At 72.2% G+C, this 14,597-nt stretch carries 13 protein-coding genes; 8 read left to right on the top strand and 5 right to left on the bottom strand.

Features of this window, described 5'->3' with window-relative positions:
- Nucleotide 1: 1 nt before the first annotated feature.
- Both F9B16_RS13485 and F9B16_RS13480 read right to left on the bottom strand, forming a co-directional pair.
- Nucleotides 2–1,075 (bottom strand): ABC transporter permease, encoded by a 1,074-nt coding sequence (locus F9B16_RS13485; protein WP_151540380.1) that lies wholly within the window; start codon nt 1,073–1,075, stop codon nt 2–4.
- The gene (locus F9B16_RS13480; protein WP_151540379.1) at nt 1,072–1,974 is read right to left on the bottom strand and encodes an ABC transporter ATP-binding protein; all 903 of its coding nucleotides are present in this window, start codon (nt 1,972–1,974) and stop codon (nt 1,072–1,074) included. Before F9B16_RS13480 ends, F9B16_RS13485 begins: the two co-directional genes overlap by 4 nt.
- 225 nt (nt 1,975–2,199) lie before the next feature.
- Between F9B16_RS13480 and F9B16_RS13475 the strand changes: the two genes are divergently transcribed.
- Nucleotides 2,200–4,290, top strand: coding sequence for a DNA gyrase/topoisomerase IV subunit B (locus tag F9B16_RS13475; protein ID WP_404800496.1), 2,091 nt, complete (start codon nt 2,200–2,202; stop codon nt 4,288–4,290).
- Nucleotides 4,291–4,469: 179 nt separating this feature from the next.
- Here the strand turns inward: F9B16_RS13475 and F9B16_RS13470 are convergent, their stop codons facing one another.
- Nucleotides 4,470–5,342 carry a hypothetical protein gene (locus tag F9B16_RS13470; RefSeq protein ID WP_151540378.1) on the bottom strand — a complete coding sequence of 291 codons (873 nt, stop codon included), beginning with the start codon at nt 5,340–5,342 and terminating at the stop codon, nt 4,470–4,472.
- Nucleotides 5,343–5,597: 255 nt separating this feature from the next.
- Here F9B16_RS13470 and F9B16_RS13465 point away from each other — a divergent pair, with 255 nt between their 5' ends.
- The 4 genes from F9B16_RS13465 to F9B16_RS13450 all read left to right on the top strand — a co-directional run bounded on the left by F9B16_RS13465 (nt 5,598) and on the right by F9B16_RS13450 (nt 8,373).
- Nucleotides 5,598–6,080 (top strand): DUF1453 domain-containing protein, encoded by a 483-nt coding sequence (locus F9B16_RS13465; RefSeq protein ID WP_151540377.1) that lies wholly within the window; start codon nt 5,598–5,600, stop codon nt 6,078–6,080.
- Nucleotides 6,077–7,213 (top strand): sensor histidine kinase, encoded by a 1,137-nt coding sequence (locus tag F9B16_RS13460; RefSeq protein ID WP_151540376.1) that lies wholly within the window; start codon nt 6,077–6,079, stop codon nt 7,211–7,213. The genes F9B16_RS13465 and F9B16_RS13460 overlap by 4 nt, the downstream gene beginning before the upstream one ends.
- Nucleotides 7,214–7,229: 16 nt before the next feature.
- The gene (locus F9B16_RS13455) at nt 7,230–7,892 is read left to right on the top strand and encodes a response regulator (RefSeq protein WP_151540375.1); all 663 of its coding nucleotides are present in this window, start codon (nt 7,230–7,232) and stop codon (nt 7,890–7,892) included.
- A 121-nt stretch (nt 7,893–8,013) separates the two neighbouring features.
- Nucleotides 8,014–8,373 (top strand): hypothetical protein, encoded by a 360-nt coding sequence (locus F9B16_RS13450; protein ID WP_151540374.1) that lies wholly within the window; start codon nt 8,014–8,016, stop codon nt 8,371–8,373.
- Here the strand turns inward: F9B16_RS13450 and F9B16_RS13445 are convergent.
- A complete protein-coding gene (locus tag F9B16_RS13445) occupies nt 8,370–9,026 on the bottom strand; it encodes a TetR/AcrR family transcriptional regulator (RefSeq protein ID WP_151540373.1) in 657 nt (218 codons plus the stop codon). The two genes, F9B16_RS13450 and F9B16_RS13445, sit on opposite strands and share 4 nt — an antisense overlap.
- 112 nt (nt 9,027–9,138) lie before the next feature.
- Between F9B16_RS13445 and F9B16_RS13440 the strand changes: the two genes are divergently transcribed.
- The 3 genes from F9B16_RS13440 to F9B16_RS13430 all read left to right on the top strand — a co-directional run bounded on the left by F9B16_RS13440 (nt 9,139) and on the right by F9B16_RS13430 (nt 11,973).
- The gene (locus tag F9B16_RS13440) at nt 9,139–9,501 is read left to right on the top strand and encodes a nuclear transport factor 2 family protein (RefSeq protein WP_151540372.1); all 363 of its coding nucleotides are present in this window, start codon (nt 9,139–9,141) and stop codon (nt 9,499–9,501) included.
- Nucleotides 9,502–9,546: 45 nt separating this feature from the next.
- On the top strand, nt 9,547–10,098 hold the full coding sequence (locus tag F9B16_RS13435) for a flavoprotein (RefSeq protein ID WP_151540371.1): 552 nt from the start codon (nt 9,547–9,549) through the stop codon (nt 10,096–10,098).
- A gap of 195 nt (nt 10,099–10,293) precedes the next feature.
- Nucleotides 10,294–11,973: a purine-cytosine permease family protein gene (locus F9B16_RS13430; protein WP_151540370.1), complete on the top strand. Its 1,680-nt coding sequence runs from the start codon at nt 10,294–10,296 to the stop codon at nt 11,971–11,973.
- A gap of 86 nt (nt 11,974–12,059) precedes the next feature.
- Here the strand turns inward: F9B16_RS13430 and F9B16_RS13425 are convergent, their stop codons facing one another.
- Nucleotides 12,060–14,555, bottom strand: a complete 2,496-nt coding sequence (locus tag F9B16_RS13425; RefSeq protein ID WP_151540369.1) for a DNA gyrase/topoisomerase IV subunit A — start codon at nt 14,553–14,555, stop codon at nt 12,060–12,062.
- Nucleotides 14,556–14,597: the final 42 nt, after the last annotated feature.

The raw sequence follows: 14,597 nt of genomic DNA, 5'->3' as shown, positions 1-14,597 counted from the left end.
GTCAGGCGCTGTCCCACCGGAAGAGGCGCATGGCGACGAGCCCGCCGACCACCGCGAAACCGAGCAGGATTCCCATCTGCGGCAGCGCGGACATCGGGCCCAGCCCGCGGCCCATCACGTTCAGCATCCCGGTGTTCAGATACCGCAGCGGGAAGATGTACGCCAGCGTCCGCATCCAGGTCGGGGAGGCGTCCAGCGGGAAGAACGAGCCGCCCAGGAACGCCATCGGCAGCACCACCAGCTGCGTGACCGCCTGCGCCGTCTCCTGGGTCTTCGCCCAGGCGCCGATCACCATCCCGATCGCCAGGAAGGCCAGCACCCCCGACAGCACCATCGGGACGGCCATCCACCAGTAGTGGCCGAGCTTCAGGCCGAAGAACGGCAGCTGCGCGACCGCCACGAACAGCGCGAACTGCACCAGCGCCACCGCCAGGCTCACCGCGACCCGCGCGGCGAACACCGTGGGTATCGGGGCCGGGGACAGCTGGAGGCGGCGCAGGATGCCCTTCGTCCGCCACGTCACGAGCGTCTGGGACGCCCCGAACACGCCGGCCGACGCCAGCGCCCAGCCCAGCAGGCTCGGCGTGAAGAACTGGATCGCCTTCAGCGAATCGTCCTCCACCTGCTGCGAGGTCACGTGGTAGGCGGGCGGCTTGCCGGTCGCCGCCTGGTTCGCGCCCTGGACGATCGAGTTCATCAGGCCCTGCACGGTCCCGGACTTCACCTGGTCCGCCGCCGAGTAGTGCACGACCAGCTGGTTCCCGACCTGCTCCACCGCCGCGTCCGCGTCGCCCTTGGTGACCTTGTGCAGCGCGTCGTGCCTGTCCGAGGACTTGGACAGCTTCATGGTGTCGCCGAGCTCGTCGCCGCCGTGCGCCATCGCCTGGTCCAGGACCGGGACCCGCCCGATCTCCAGCACCTTCACCTTGGACGTGCTCTGGTGGCCGAACACGCCACCGAAGATCACCAGGAACATCAGTGGGAACAGCACCGTGAAGAACAGCGCGCCCCGGTCCCGGCGGAAGCCCAGGAACATCGCCCGGGACAGGCTCTTGAAACTCTCGAGTGTGCTCACGCCCTGTACTCCCGTCCGGTGAGCTCCAGAAAGACGTCCTCGAGGGTCGCGCCGCGGATCTGCACCCCGTCCAGCGCGTCCTTCGCGGCCATGGCCGCCACCACCGCGGAGGGGTCCCGGGTGGAGATGACCAGCGAGACGCCGTCGTCCTCGACGTCGTCGGCGCCGGGCAGCTGGCGGGCGTCCGCCGCGTCCAGCAGGCCGCTGGCGATGCTGATCCGGGCCGGCGCATCCAGCCCGCGGACCAGCACGGCGGGCGGGCCGAGCTCCAGGATCCGGCCCCCGTCCATGATCGCGACGCGGTCGCAGAGCGCCTCCGCCTCGTCCATGTAGTGGGTGGTGAGGACGATGGTGCGGCCCTCGGTGTTGATCGCGCTCAGCACGTCCCACAGGTTGCGCCGGGCCTGCGGGTCCAGCGCGGCGGTCGGCTCGTCCAGGAAGACCAGCTCGGGGTCGTGTACGAGCGCGCACGCGATCGACAGCCGCTGCGCCTGCCCGCCGGACAGCTTCTCCACCCGCACGTCCGCCTTGTCGGCGAGGCCGACGGTCTCCAGCATCGCGTCGGCCTTGCGCGCCGGGACGCCGTACAGCGACCCGAACGTCCGGAGCTGCTCGCGCACGGTGAGCCGCTCGAAGAACGACGACGCCTGCAGCTGCACGCCGATCCGGGGGAGCAGCCGGGGGTTGCGCGGCCACGGGGGCAGGCCGAGGACGGAGACCGCGCCCTCGTCGGCCTGGCGCAGCCCCTCGACGATCTCCAGGGTCGTCGTCTTGCCGGCCCCGTTGGGCCCGAGGATCCCGAAGAACTCGCCCTCGGCGACGGAGAACGTCACCCCGTCGACCGCGTTGACGTCCCCGTAGCGCTTGCGGAGCCCGCTGACCTCGATCGTTTCTGCCATGACCAGGACATTAGGGAAACGGGGCGACCCGTACACCCACCTATAGGTGGACCTTGCGGTACTCCACCCGGGGTTGGGCAGGAACCTCCGGACCTGCGGCCGGACGCCCGCAAGATCGACGGCGAGGACGTGCCCGGAGGGCCGCGGCGGCGAGCCTTTCGAACGTTTGTCGGTGCCCGGGGGTACCCTCTTGCCGAATGTCCTACCCCCGAGGAGCACACGCAGTTGACCGCCGCGACCGCCGAAGCGATGACCGATGACCCGCACGGCTACTCCGCCCGGCACCTCTCGGTGCTGGAGGGGCTGGAGGCCGTGCGGAAGCGACCCGGAATGTACATCGGGTCGACCGACAGCCGTGGCCTGGCGCACTGCCTGTGGGAGATCGTCGACAACAGCGTCGACGAGGCACTGGCCGGGTACTGCACGCACATCAGCGTGACCATGCACGCCGATGGGTCGTTCGAGGTGGGCGACAACGGCCGCGGCATCCCGGTCGACCTGGAGCCCAAGACGGGCCTGCCCGGCGTCGAGCTGGTGATGACCCGGCTGCACGCGGGCGGCAAGTTCGGCGGGGTGTCCTACACCGCCTCCGGCGGCCTGCACGGCGTCGGCGCGTCCGTGGTGAACGCGCTGTCGGCCCGGATGGACGTCGAGGTCGACCGCGAGGGCCACACCCACGCGATCAGCTTCCGGCGCGGGCTGCCGGGCGAGTTCGCCGACGAGGGCCGCCCGAACGCCCGGTTCAAGAAGAAGTCGGGCCTGCGGCAGATCCGCAAGGTCGCCAGGAAGGTCACGGGCTGCCGCGTCCGGTTCTGGCCCGACAAGCAGATCTTCCTCGCGGACGCGACGGTCGAGCAGTCCCTCGTCCTGGACCGGATGCGCCAGACCGCCTTCCTCATCCCGGGCCTCACCATCGACGTCCGCGACGAGCGCGGCGAGGACGTCGTCGAGGAGACGTTCCGCTTCGACGGCGGCATCAGCGAGTACTGCACCTACCTGGCCAAGGACGCCGCCCTCATCGAGGTGCTGCGGCTGCAGGGCCGCGGGCACTTCACCGAGACCGTCCCGGTGCTGGACGAGCAGGGCCATCTGACCCCCACGGACGTCGAGCGCGACCTTGAGGTCGACGTCGCGCTGCGCTGGGGCACCGGCTACGACACGACCACCCGGTCGTTCGTGAACGTGATCGCCACCCCGAAGGGCGGCACCCACGTGCGCGGGTTCGACCGGGCGGTGCTCAAGGTCGTCAACGAGCAGCTGCGCGCGACGAAGCTGCTGAAGAACGGCGACGAGGACGTCATCAAGGAGGACGTCCTAGAGGGCCTGACCGCCGTGGTGACGGTCCGGCTGCCGGAGCCGCAGTTCGAGGGGCAGACCAAGGAGATCCTCGGCACCTCGGCGGCGACCCGGATCGTCTCGCAGGTGGTGACGCGGGAGCTGAAGGCCGTCTTCGAGAACCCGCCGCGCGGCCAGAAGCAGCCGCTGCGCGCCGTGCTGGAGAAGGTCGCGGGGGCGGCCAAGACCCGGATCGCGGCCCGCACACAGCGCGACAACCAGCGCCGCAAGAACGCGCTGGAGAACTCGGCGCTGCCGGCGAAGCTGGTCGACTGCCGCAACGCCGACGACCGCAGCGAGCTGTTCATCGTCGAGGGCGACTCGGCGCTCGGCACCGCGAAGCTGGCCCGCAACTCCGAGTTCCAGGCGCTGCTGCCGATCCGCGGCAAGATCCTCAACGTGCAGAAGGCGTCCGTCGCGGACATGCTGAAGAACGCCGAGTGCGCGGCGATCATCCAGGTGATCGGGGCCGGGTCGGGCCGCACGTTCGACATCGACGCCGCCCGCTACGGCCGGATCATCCTGATGGCGGACGCCGACGTCGACGGGTCGCACATCCGCACGCTGCTGCTGACGCTGCTGTTCCGCTACATGCGGCCGATGCTGGAGGCCGGGCGGGTGTTCACGGCGGTCCCGCCGCTGCACCGGATCGAGCTGGTCAAGCCCAAGAAGGGCCAGGACAAGTACGTCTACTGCTACAGCGACGGCGAGCTGACCCGCAAGCTGGTGGAGTTCGAGCGCAAGGGGCAGCGCTGGAAGGAGCCCGTCCAGCGCTACAAGGGCCTCGGTGAGATGGACGCCGACCAGCTCGCGGAGACCACGATGGACCCGCGCCACCGCATCCTGCGGCGGATCCGGGTGGAGGACGCCGACGAGGCGGCGAAGATCTTCGATCTGCTGATGGGCAGCGAGGTGGCGCCGCGCCGGGAGTTCATCACCGCGGGCGCGTCCGAGCTGGACACCGAGCGCATCGACATGTAGCCGCTCCCTCCGGGGGTGGTGCGGGCGCCACCCCCGGCGAGCCGGTCCGCGGTGCGCGCCCGGTGCGGGGCCGGGGCCGTCAGGTCGTGCACGGCTCCGGGGAGGGGCGCGTCAGCCGGTGGTGCGCGTCAGCCGGTGGTGCGCGTCAGCCGGTGGTGCGCGTCAGCCGGTGGTGCGCGTCAGCCGGTGATGTGCAGGTTGCGCAGCTGCTGGACCGGGTCCTGCGCCGCCTTGCGCTGCACGGAGGCCGTGGGCCACGGGGCGTACGGCGCGAGCGCGAGGTAGGTGTCGAACGACGCGGCGTTGTTGCCCGACGCCGACGGCAGCCCGGCCTTCCAGTCGATCACCGGCCCGAACAGCCCGCAGCCGTCCGTCTTCGGCACCGCGAACGTCGTGTCGGCGGCGGGGGTGTGCAGGACGGGCGGGTGGTGGAACGAGTCGGCGGGGTCGCCCTCGTCGACGACGCTGATCTGCCCGAGGTCGACGCCGAGGTTCAGCTTGACCGGGTCCTTCTTGGAGCCGATCGAGCAGCCCTTCCCGACCGCGTCGTTGATGATCTTGATCTTCATCTCCAGCCCCGCGTTCGGCAGGTTGAAGGTGAAGCCGCCGGTGTACTTCGGCTGCACCTGCACCTTGTTGAACGGCAGGCCGTCGAGGCCGGGGACGTTCAGGCCGAGCAGGCCGAGCACCCCGCCGGGGATGGTCATCGGCTTGCCGGTCAGCGTGACGCTGGTGAACTCGGAGTTCGACGAGGCGTCGGCCTGGACCGACTGGACGGTGATCCGCATCGGCTGGGTGATGGTCTGGCTGAGCCCGCCGAGCTTCATGGAGCCGCCGGTCACCACCATCTGCATGCACAGGCCGAGGGTGGGATCGATGCCGGCGGGCAGCGGCGGGCAGTCCTTGGCGAAGTCGAACGCCGGGACGCCGGGGGCCGGCGCCGCGGCGGCCGTCGCGGGGGCCTGGGGGGACGCCTGGGCCGGTGCGGCGACCGCGCCGAGCGCCAGGGTGAGGGGCGCCGCCACGGCGGCGGCGCGGAGGATGGATTTCACGGGTTCTGGACGCGCCTTTCGTCGATGTGCGCGGACGGCGTTGGAGCGATCCACGCGCGGGTGTGCACCCGATTCAAAAACGTGAGTGTTTCTCGAAGCAAGATCGCACACCTGACCGGATAAGGCCAGCTTTCACTGGCACTGTTCGCCGGGTGAGCCGCCGCTCACCGAGGGTTCTCCACCCGCCGGTGGAGAACCCCGGCTCCAGCCCCGCGCCGATCCCCGGGGCGGCCGCCCCGGCCTAGCGTCGAGTCCATGAACACCGCCGACAACGTGCTCATCGCGCTCGCTGTCCTCGCACTGGTCCTCTACCGGCAGCTGCGCGCCCGGCCGGTCGGCGAGCGGCGGCTCTACACCCTCCCGGCCGTCCTCGCCGTGATCGGCATCGCGCAGGGCGGCCTGCTCGACGACGCGCACGCGGCGCTCAGCGTCGCGCTCCTCGCCGCCGAGGCCGTCGCCGCCGTCGCGTTCGGCGCCCTGCGCGCCGTCACCGTCCGGCTGTGGCGGGAGAAGGACGGCGAGCTGTGGCGGCGCGGCACCGGCTGGACCGTCGCGGCCTGGCTGGTGTCGATCCTCAGCCGCGTCGGGTTCCTCGCCGCCGGGCACGCCCTCGGCCTCAAGCTCGGCTCGAGCGTCTTCCTGGTCTTCCTCGCGCTGACCCTGATCGTGCAGAACCTGCTGGTCGCGTGGCGCGGAAGGCGGATCGGCGGGACCGCACCGGCTAGCGTCGCACCGTGAGGTTCGGACCCTTCGCTCCCGAGGACCGGCTCGTCCGCACGATCGCGATCACGGTCGCGCTGATCTGGGGAGCCGTCGCCTACCTGCGCGGGCTGCTGAACTCCACCCCCGCGCCGGCCCTGCACGGCACGGGCCTCGCGGTGGTCCTGCTCAACACCGCCACGTTCGTCTTCCTGGGGACGGGCCTGTGGGTGGGGCGCAAGAAGGACTCCCGCTGGCGCCTGATCGGGAACGTGCTGCTCCTGGCCGCGATGGGGACGTCGCTCTCGCTGTACGCCGTCGCCCCGCACGGCGGCGGCGGGTACTTCTTCTCGCTGGCCGCGATGTGGGCCCTGATCATGCGGACGAGGGTGCGCTGGGGCCTCGCCATCGGCGCCGCCACCGTGGTCGTCGTGGCGGCGCTGGGGGAGGCCTACGACCGCGGCCCCGACTACGGGCTGCTGGCCGCGTTCGTCGGCCTGACCCTCGGCGCCCTCGCGAGCCGGCAGAGCGCCCTCGCGCAGGAGGCCACCCGCCGCGCCGAGGCGGCCAACGCGGTGCTGGCCGAGCGGTCGCACATCGCGCGCGAGATCCACGACATCCTCGCCCACTCGCTGTCGGCGCAGATCGTCCACCTGGAGGGCGCGCGCCTGCTGCTGTCGCGGGACGGCGACCGGGTGCAGGCCCTCGACCGGGTCGAGCGCGCGCGCAACCTCGCCAAGTCCGGCCTGGAGGAGACCAGGCGCGCGCTGGCGACGCTGCGCGGCGAGATCCCCGAGCCGAAGGAGGTCATCGCGGAGCTGGCGGAGGAGTTCTACGCCAGCACGGGGCGCCCTTGCGACGTCCAGGTGACCGGCGTGCCGCGCGAGCTGCCCCCGCAGGCGGGGCTCGCCGTCGTCCGGACGGCCCAGGAGGCGCTCACCAACGTCCGCAAGCACGCGCCCGGCGCCCGCGCGCGCATCACGCTGTGCTACCTCGGCGGCGCCGTCGGGCTCGAGGTGACCGACACCGGCGCGACCGAGCCGGTCCTGGAGATCGAGGGCGGCGGCTACGGGCTGGTCGGCATGCGGGAGCGCGCGGAGCTGATCGGTGGGACCCTGGAGACCGGGCCGGAGGGCGCGGGATTCCGCGTCGCCCTCCGGGTGCCGGCGTGACACGGGACGGGGCGCGGTGAGCGACGAGACGAGGATCCTGGTCGTCGACGACCAGACGGTGGTGCGGGAGGGCCTGGTCCTGCTGCTGGAGCTGCTGCCGGGCATCGAGGTGGCCGGGTCGGCGGGCGACGGTGAGCAGGCCGTCGCCATGGTCGGCGAGCTGCGGCCCGACGTGGTGCTCATGGACCTGCGGATGCCGCGGGTGGACGGGGTCGAGGCGACCCGGCGGATCAAGCAGGCGCATCCGGACGTCGAGGTCGTCGTGCTGACCACCTACGCCGACGACGAGTCGATCTTCGCGGCGCTGCGCGCGGGGGCGCGCGGGTACCTGACCAAGGACGCCGGGGCCGACGAGATCGCCCGCGCGGTCGCCGCGGTGCGCGGCGGCGCGGCGCAGCTCGACCCGGCGATCCAGCGCCGGCTGGTCGAGGCCGTCGCCGCGGACCAGCGGCCCGTCCGCACCGCCCGCGGCGAGCTGCCCGACGGGCTGACCCGGCGCGAGGCCGAGGTGCTCGCGCTGATCGCGCAGGGCCGGTCGAACACCGAGATCGCCGGCGACCTGTTCATCAGCGAGGCGACGGTCAAGACCCACATCAACAACCTGTTCGCCAAGGCCGGGCTGCGGGACCGCGCGCAGGCCGTCACCTACGCCTTCCGGCACGGCCTGGCCGGGTCCTAGCCACCCGCGCGAGGCCGGGACGATCAATCGGTCAGCGGGCGGCAAGACCTCGGTCAAGGCGCCCGCCCCGCGGTGGAGCGGTCCCCAGCATGGGAGGTCCCGGAACCCGGAAGGACCTCGCGTGCACCGAACCGTGATGATCGCGGAGTACCTGCGCCCGTACGCGCAGTGGCGGATCGCCCGCCCCGACCCCGCCGACGACTGCCGCAACGCCCGCGCCGCGATCGGCCTCATCGACGCGGCCGCCTACGTGGCGCAGCTGGACGACTGCGACCGCGTGATCGTCCGGATGGCCGTCGCCGGCTGCTTCGCCAAGGGCCGCTTCGACCCCGGTCCCGACGGCGAGGCCCTCGTCCGGCACTGGCACTACGACGAGGCCGTCGGCGGCCCGGCCGACCTCCTGGAGGGCCTGGCGGAGTGCGCCGAGCGCGCCGCGTCCGACGAGCACGCCGGCCGCGCGGCCGCCTTCAGCCTGCACTAGGGCGCCGGCGGTTCCCCGGCGGCCTCCTCGTGCTCGAGCGCGCGGACGAGCGCCGCGAACCCGGCCTCGACCCCGGCGGTGTCGCCGCTGATCAGCCGCTCCAGCAGGAAGCCGCGCAGCGTCGCCAGGATCATCTCGGCGACCTGGAGCTTGCGCGCCTCCGGCCAGTCCGGCGGGCAGAAGGACCGCAGGATCGGGATGTACTGGCGGGACGCCCCGCGGCCGAGCTCGCCGTGCCGCTCCACGTCGTACATGGCGAGGCCCATGGCCTGGTCGAGGACCCGCCGCAGTCCCGGCTCCTCGTTCATCAGGGTCGGCCAGACGGCGCGCACCCGGTCCGCCAGCGTCCCGTCGCCGCGCTCCGCCGCGGCGACGGCGAGCGCGTTGCCGATGCGCCGGTCGCGCAGCTTGGCGATCGCCTGCCGGAGCAGGTCGTCGGCGCCGTCGAAGTGGTAGAGCAGCACCTTGTGCGTGGTGCCGGCCGCGCGGGCGGCGCGCCGCAGCGAGAAGTCGACGAGCCCGTTCACCGCCAGGTCGTCGGTGACGCGTTCGAGCAGCTCGCGCCGCCTCGCCTCGCCGCGCGGCGATCCCGCCGACCGCCGGTAGGCCGCCTTCTTCGGCGGCGTCCCGGCGGCCCGGGCGGCGTCCGTCATCGACCCCTCCGGTCCGTCTCCGGCTTCCCCCGTCACGCGGTCAAGCCTAGGGTCGGCGCCGCGGGCCCGGGGCCGATCGGGAGCCAAGCGTGCGCTTGGTAGCCTTTCTCGCATGCCGACCCAGGAACAGATGAAGAGCACCCTCCAGGCCTACGTCGACGGCTTCAACTCCGGCGACGTCGCCGCCGTCACCGGCCTGTTCGCCGACGACGCCGTCGTGGTCGACCCGGTCGGCAATCCGCCGATGGAGGGCCGCGCCGCGATCGACGAGTTCTACGGCAACGCCGTGTCCGCCGGCGCGAAGCTCTCGCTCGACGCCCCCATCCGCGGCTCGCACGGCGACCGCGCCGCGATGGCCTTCACCGTGACCGTCCCCGGCATGCGCGTCCGCGTCATCGACGTCATGACCTTCGGCGCCGACGGCAAGATCGTCCGCATGGAGGCGCACTGGGGACCCGACGACGTCGAGAGCTGACCGGGACGTGGCAGGCTGGTACCCGGTCGGAACCGAGGAGGTCGGGTGCCCGCGCGTCCGGTGCTGTATGTGATCGCCTGCGGCGGGCGGCCCGCCGCCGACCTGCCGGCCTTCGCCGAACGGCTCCTCGGCGACGGCTGGACGGTCTGCGTCGTCGCGACGCCGTCCGGCACGAAGTTCGCCGACGCCGCCCGGCTGTCCGCGCTGACGGGCTTCCCCGTCCGCTCGGACTACAAGCGGCCCGAGGAGCCCGACGTCCTGCCGCCCGCCGACGCGTTCGCCGTCGCGCCGGCGACCTTCAACACCGTCAACAAGTGGGCGCACGGCATCAGCGACACGCTGGCGCTCGGCCTGCTCAACGAGGCCGTCGGGCTGGGCCGCCCGATCGTCGCCGCCCCGTGGCCGAACGCGGCGCTCGCCCGCCACCCGGCCTTCGCCCGCAGCGTCGCCGAGCTCCGCGCCTGGGGCGTCACCGTCCTCCTCGACCCGGACCGCCTCCCGAACCCCGACTCGGACGAACCGAGCGGCGCGACGTTCCCCTGGCCGGACCTGCGCGACCACCTGCGCTCGCTCCACGCCCGCCTGACAGCGGGATGACTCCGGCGACGAGTCCGGCCGAAACCCGCCACGACGCGGCGCATGCCGCGCCCGCCGGGACGAATGCGCACGTCAGAGCCCCTTTTTCGGGGGACGATCCGGCGTAACGGGGCGCAACCGGCCCCGACACCCCGGAGAAACATCCCGTTCCTAGCTTCTGCGGTGCCCGCCGCCCCGCTAGGAAAGGAGCCGGGTTTGGATCTGGCAGAGAACCCGCAGATGGAGGACTACTCCCTGCGGTACACGCCCAGCGCGTTCCGCACCTGGTCGCCGTGGATGGTGTTCCTGAGCTGCCTGGTGGGCCTGTCCGCCATGGCGGGATACGCGCTGGACGCCGCGTTCGTCAACGAGTTCGGCTTCGGCAGCTCGCTGCTCGGGTTCGCCGTCGCGAGCGTCGTCACGCTGCCGCTGACGATCGTCATCGCGTTCGCCATCACCCGCAAGCACATCGACATCGACCTGCTGACCCGCGGTTCCGGGTTCGGTTACCTGGGCTCCACGGTGACCTCGCTGGTCTACGCGACCTACACGCTGATCTTCCTCGCCTACGAGGGCGCGATCATGGCGCAGGCGGTGACCGCGCTCTGCCACGTCGACGTCCACGTCTCGTACGTGATCGTCTCCGTCGTCATGGTGCCGCTGACGCTCTACGGGATGACCTTCAGCTCGAAGTTCCAGGCGTGGACGTGGCCGCTGTGGATCCTGCTGATCGGCTTCGCCCTGGTCATCGCGGCGACCTCGCCCTCCGCCGGCCACCACATGGTCCACCCGGTCACCGCGCACGGGGCGGCCGCCGTCGGCGGCCTCACGCTGACCGCGGTGTTCACCATCGCCGCCGCGCAGCTGTCGTTCGCGGTGCAGATCGGCGAACAGGGCGACTACCTGCGGCTGATGCCCGACCCGAAGGGCGCGGCGGGGCGCCGCAGATGGCGGCTGGCGGTGCTGATGGGCGGCCCGGGCCTGTCCCTGTTCGCCATCGTCATCTTCTTCGCGTCCACGCTGCTCGTCGGCTACGCCGGCACCGAGACGACGCCCGACCACGTCGCGGTCCCGGTCGACCTGTTCACCGTCGTGTACGAGCGCGCGGTCGGGAACCACACCGTGGCGCTCGTCCTCGCGGGGGTCCTGGTGCTGCTCTCGCAAATCAAGATCAACATCATGAACACCTACTCGGGCTCGCTGTCGTGGTCGAACTTCTTCTCCCGGCTGCTGCACCGGCACCCCGGCCGCGCGGTGTGGGTGATCCTCCAGGTCGCGCTCGCGCTGGTCCTCATGGAGATCGACATCTTCGCCCACATCGTCACCGTGCTGGCCTGGTACGCCAACATCGGCATCGCCTGGATCGCCGCCATGGCGTCCGACCTGGTCATCAACAAGCGCTGGCTGCGGCTCAGCCCGCCCGAGGTGGAGTTCCGCCGCGCCCACCTGTACAACGTGAACCCCGTCGGCTTCGGCTCGATGGTCGCCGCCGCGGCCGTCTCGATCGTCGCCTACTACGGCGCGTTCGGCTCCACGGCCGCCGACCTGTCGCCCTTCATCGCCTTCGTCCTCGCGCTGGCGCTGCCGCCCCTCGTCGCGGCGGCCACCCGGGGCCGCTGGTACATCGCGCGGACGAGCGTCTTCCCCGACGGCGCGACCGAACTGCCCTGCGCGGTGTGCGGCGGGTCCTACGACGTCGCGGACATGGCCACCTGCCCGTTCCACCAGGGGCACATCTGCTCGCTGTGCTGCTCCACCGAGGGCTCCTGCCGGGACGCGTGCAAGCCCAGCGCGTGGCGCCCGCCCAAGGGGCCCGTCCTTCTCGGCATGCCCGGCACGACGCCGGCCCCGTCCGTCTCCACCTCGCTCGAACAGGCGCCGGAGGCACTCCGATGACCAGCGTCCTCATCGTGACCGGAGCCCTCGCCCCCGCCGCCTGACCGACGCGAGCCGGGCCCGCCGACCGCGGGCCCGGCTCACCGTCACGCCTCGTCGGTGTCGGCGCCGGAGTCCGGCGGGACGGGGCCGATGGGCCCGCTGATCGACACGATGCGGGTGCTGAGCCTCTCGCCGGAGCCGTCGCGGCGGCCGAGCGTCACGTTCAGCGTCGCGGGCTTGCCGTTCGCGCCGGCGGCGCGCAGCGGGGTCGGCGCCGCCCACGCCTGGAGCAGCACGTCCTCGCCCTTCAGGAACCGGTGCGCCCGGACGCCGCCGGTCGCGCGGCCCTTGGCCGGGAAGTCCGCGAAGTCGGCCAGCTTGATCGCGCCCGTCTGGGTGCCGGGCAGCGCCGACGACGACCCGGACACCGTGATCACCCGGGCCTCGCGGCCGGGGTCGAGCGCACCGAACCACAGCACCTGGGCGCCCGCGCCCAGCTTGATGCCGGCCATGCCGCCGGCGGCCCGGCCCTGCGGCCGCACGTTCGACGCAGCGAAGTGCAGCAGCTGCGCGTCGGTGGTGATGAACACCAGGTGCTGGTCCTCCGCCAGCAGATGGACGGCGCCGACGACCCGGTCGCCGTCCTTGAGCCCGATGACCTCGAACTCGTCGCGGTTGGCGGGGAAGTCGGGGACGACCCGCTTGACCACGCCCTGCGCGGTGCCGAGGGCGAGCCCGCCGCCCTCGTCCGTCACGGCCGCCACGCCGACGACGGTCTCGTCCGGTTCCAGCTCGACGTACTCGGTCACCGGCGCGCCGCCCGCCAGGGACGGCGGTGTCGCCGACGGCGGCAGCGCCGGCAGGTCCAGGACGTCGATGCGGATCATCCGCCCGAGCGAGGTCACCGCGCCGACCTGGCCGCGGGCCGTCGCCGGGACGACCGAGACCAGCACGTCGTGGGGGGCGCGCGGGCCGCTGTCGGGCAGCGGCTCGGCGCCGTGCGTGCGGGCCAGCAGCCCGGTGGACGACAGCAGCACCGTGCACGGGTCGTCCGCCACCTCCAGGGGGACGGCCGCCGCGGCGGTGTGGCCGGAGGACTCCAGCAGGATCGTCCGGCGCGGGGTCGTGTACTCCGAGGCGACCTCGCCGAGCTCCTTGGACACCAGGCCGCGCAGCTTGCGCTCCGACTCCAGGATCGCGGTCAGCTTCGCGATCTCCTTGGCGAGCTGCTCCTTCTCCTTCTCCAGTTCGAGCCGGTCGTAGCGGGTGAGGCGGCGCAGCGGGGTGTCCAGGATGTACTGCGCCTGGATCTCCGACAGCTCGAAGATCTGCATCAGCCGCTGCTTGGCCTGCGCGGCGTCGTCGCTCTGCCGGATGACCTGGATGACCTCGTCGATGTTGAGCAGCGCGACCAGCAGGCCGTCGACGAGGTGGAGGCGGTCCTCGCGCTTCTTGCGGCGGAACATCGACCGGCGCCGCACGACCTCGATGCGGTGGTCGACGTACACCTGCAGCAGCTCGCGCAGGCCGAGCGTGCGCGGGCGGCCGTCGACGAGCGCGACGTTGTTGATGCCGAAGGTCTCCTCCATCGGGGTGAGCCGGTAGAGGTCCTGCAGGACGGCCTCGGGGTTGAAGCCGTTCTTGATCTCGATGACCAGGCGCAGGCCGACGTTGCGGTCGGTGAGGTCCTTCAGGTCGGCGATGCCCTGGATCTTCTTGGCGTTGACGAGTTCCTTGATCTTGGCCTTGACGCGCTCCGGGCCGACCGCGTACGGCAGCTCGCTGACCACGATGCCCTTGCGGCGCGGGGTGACGTTCTCGATGGTCGTGGTGGCGCGGGTGCGGAACGTCCCGCGGCCCTTCTCGTAGGCGTCGCGGATGCCGTCCAGGCCGACGATCATGCCGCCGGTGGGCAGGTCGGGGCCGGGCACGAAGCGCATCAGGTCGTCGAGGGTGGCGTCGGGGTGGTCGATCAGGTGCCGGGCCGCCGCGACCACCTCGCCGAGGTTGTGCGGGGCCATGTTGGTGGCCATCCCGACCGCGATCCCGGACGCGCCGTTCACCAGCAGGTTCGGGAAGGCGGCGGGCAGCACCTCCGGCTCCTGCTCCTGGCCGTCGTAGTTCGGCCGGAAGTCGACGGTGTCCTCGTCGATGGAGGCGACCATCATCAGCGCCTCGCGGGACATGCGGGCCTCGGTGTACCGCATGGCGGCGGGCAGGTCGTCGCCGCCGAGCGAGCCGAAGTTGCCATGCCCGTCGACCAGCGGCATCCGCATCGCCCACGGCTGGGCCATCCGCACCATCGCGTCGTAGATCGCGCTGTCGCCGTGCGGGTGCAGCTTGCCCATGACCTCGCCGACGACGCGCGCGCACTTGACGTGCCCGCGGTCGGGGCGCAGCCCCATCTCGTTCATCGAGTACAGGATCCGCCGCTGGACGGGCTTCAGCCCGTCGCGGGCGTCGGGAAGCGCCCGCTGGTAGATCACCGAGTAGGCGTACTCGAGGTAGCTGCCGCGCATCTCCTCGGAGACGTCGACGTCGACGATGTTCTCCTCGAAGTCCGGCGGCGGGGGAGGGGCTTGGGATCCGCGTCGTGCCATGCCCCACATTGTGGCCGGTCCCGCCGACATCTTTCGCCCGCC

Origin of the sequence: Actinomadura montaniterrae (assembly GCF_008923365.1) — a bacterium.
GTDB lineage: Bacteria > Actinomycetota > Actinomycetes > Streptosporangiales > Streptosporangiaceae > Spirillospora > Spirillospora montaniterrae.
The sequence above is the reverse complement of the archived record's forward strand: the minus strand, read 5'-3'. Positions and strand labels throughout refer to the sequence as shown.

Coding starts and splice junctions, on each gene's coding strand:
- F9B16_RS13480 (WP_151540379.1), bottom strand. CDS start 1,974: ATGGCAGAAACGATCGAGGTCAGCGGGCTCCGCAAGCGCTACGGGGAC.
- F9B16_RS13465 (WP_151540377.1), top strand. CDS start 5,598: ATGAACACCGCCGACAACGTGCTCATCGCGCTCGCTGTCCTCGCACTG.
- F9B16_RS13445 (WP_151540373.1), bottom strand. CDS start 9,026: ATGACGGACGCCGCCCGGGCCGCCGGGACGCCGCCGAAGAAGGCGGCC.
- F9B16_RS13440 (WP_151540372.1), top strand. CDS start 9,139: ATGCCGACCCAGGAACAGATGAAGAGCACCCTCCAGGCCTACGTCGAC.
- F9B16_RS13425 (WP_151540369.1), bottom strand. CDS start 14,555: ATGGCACGACGCGGATCCCAAGCCCCTCCCCCGCCGCCGGACTTCGAG.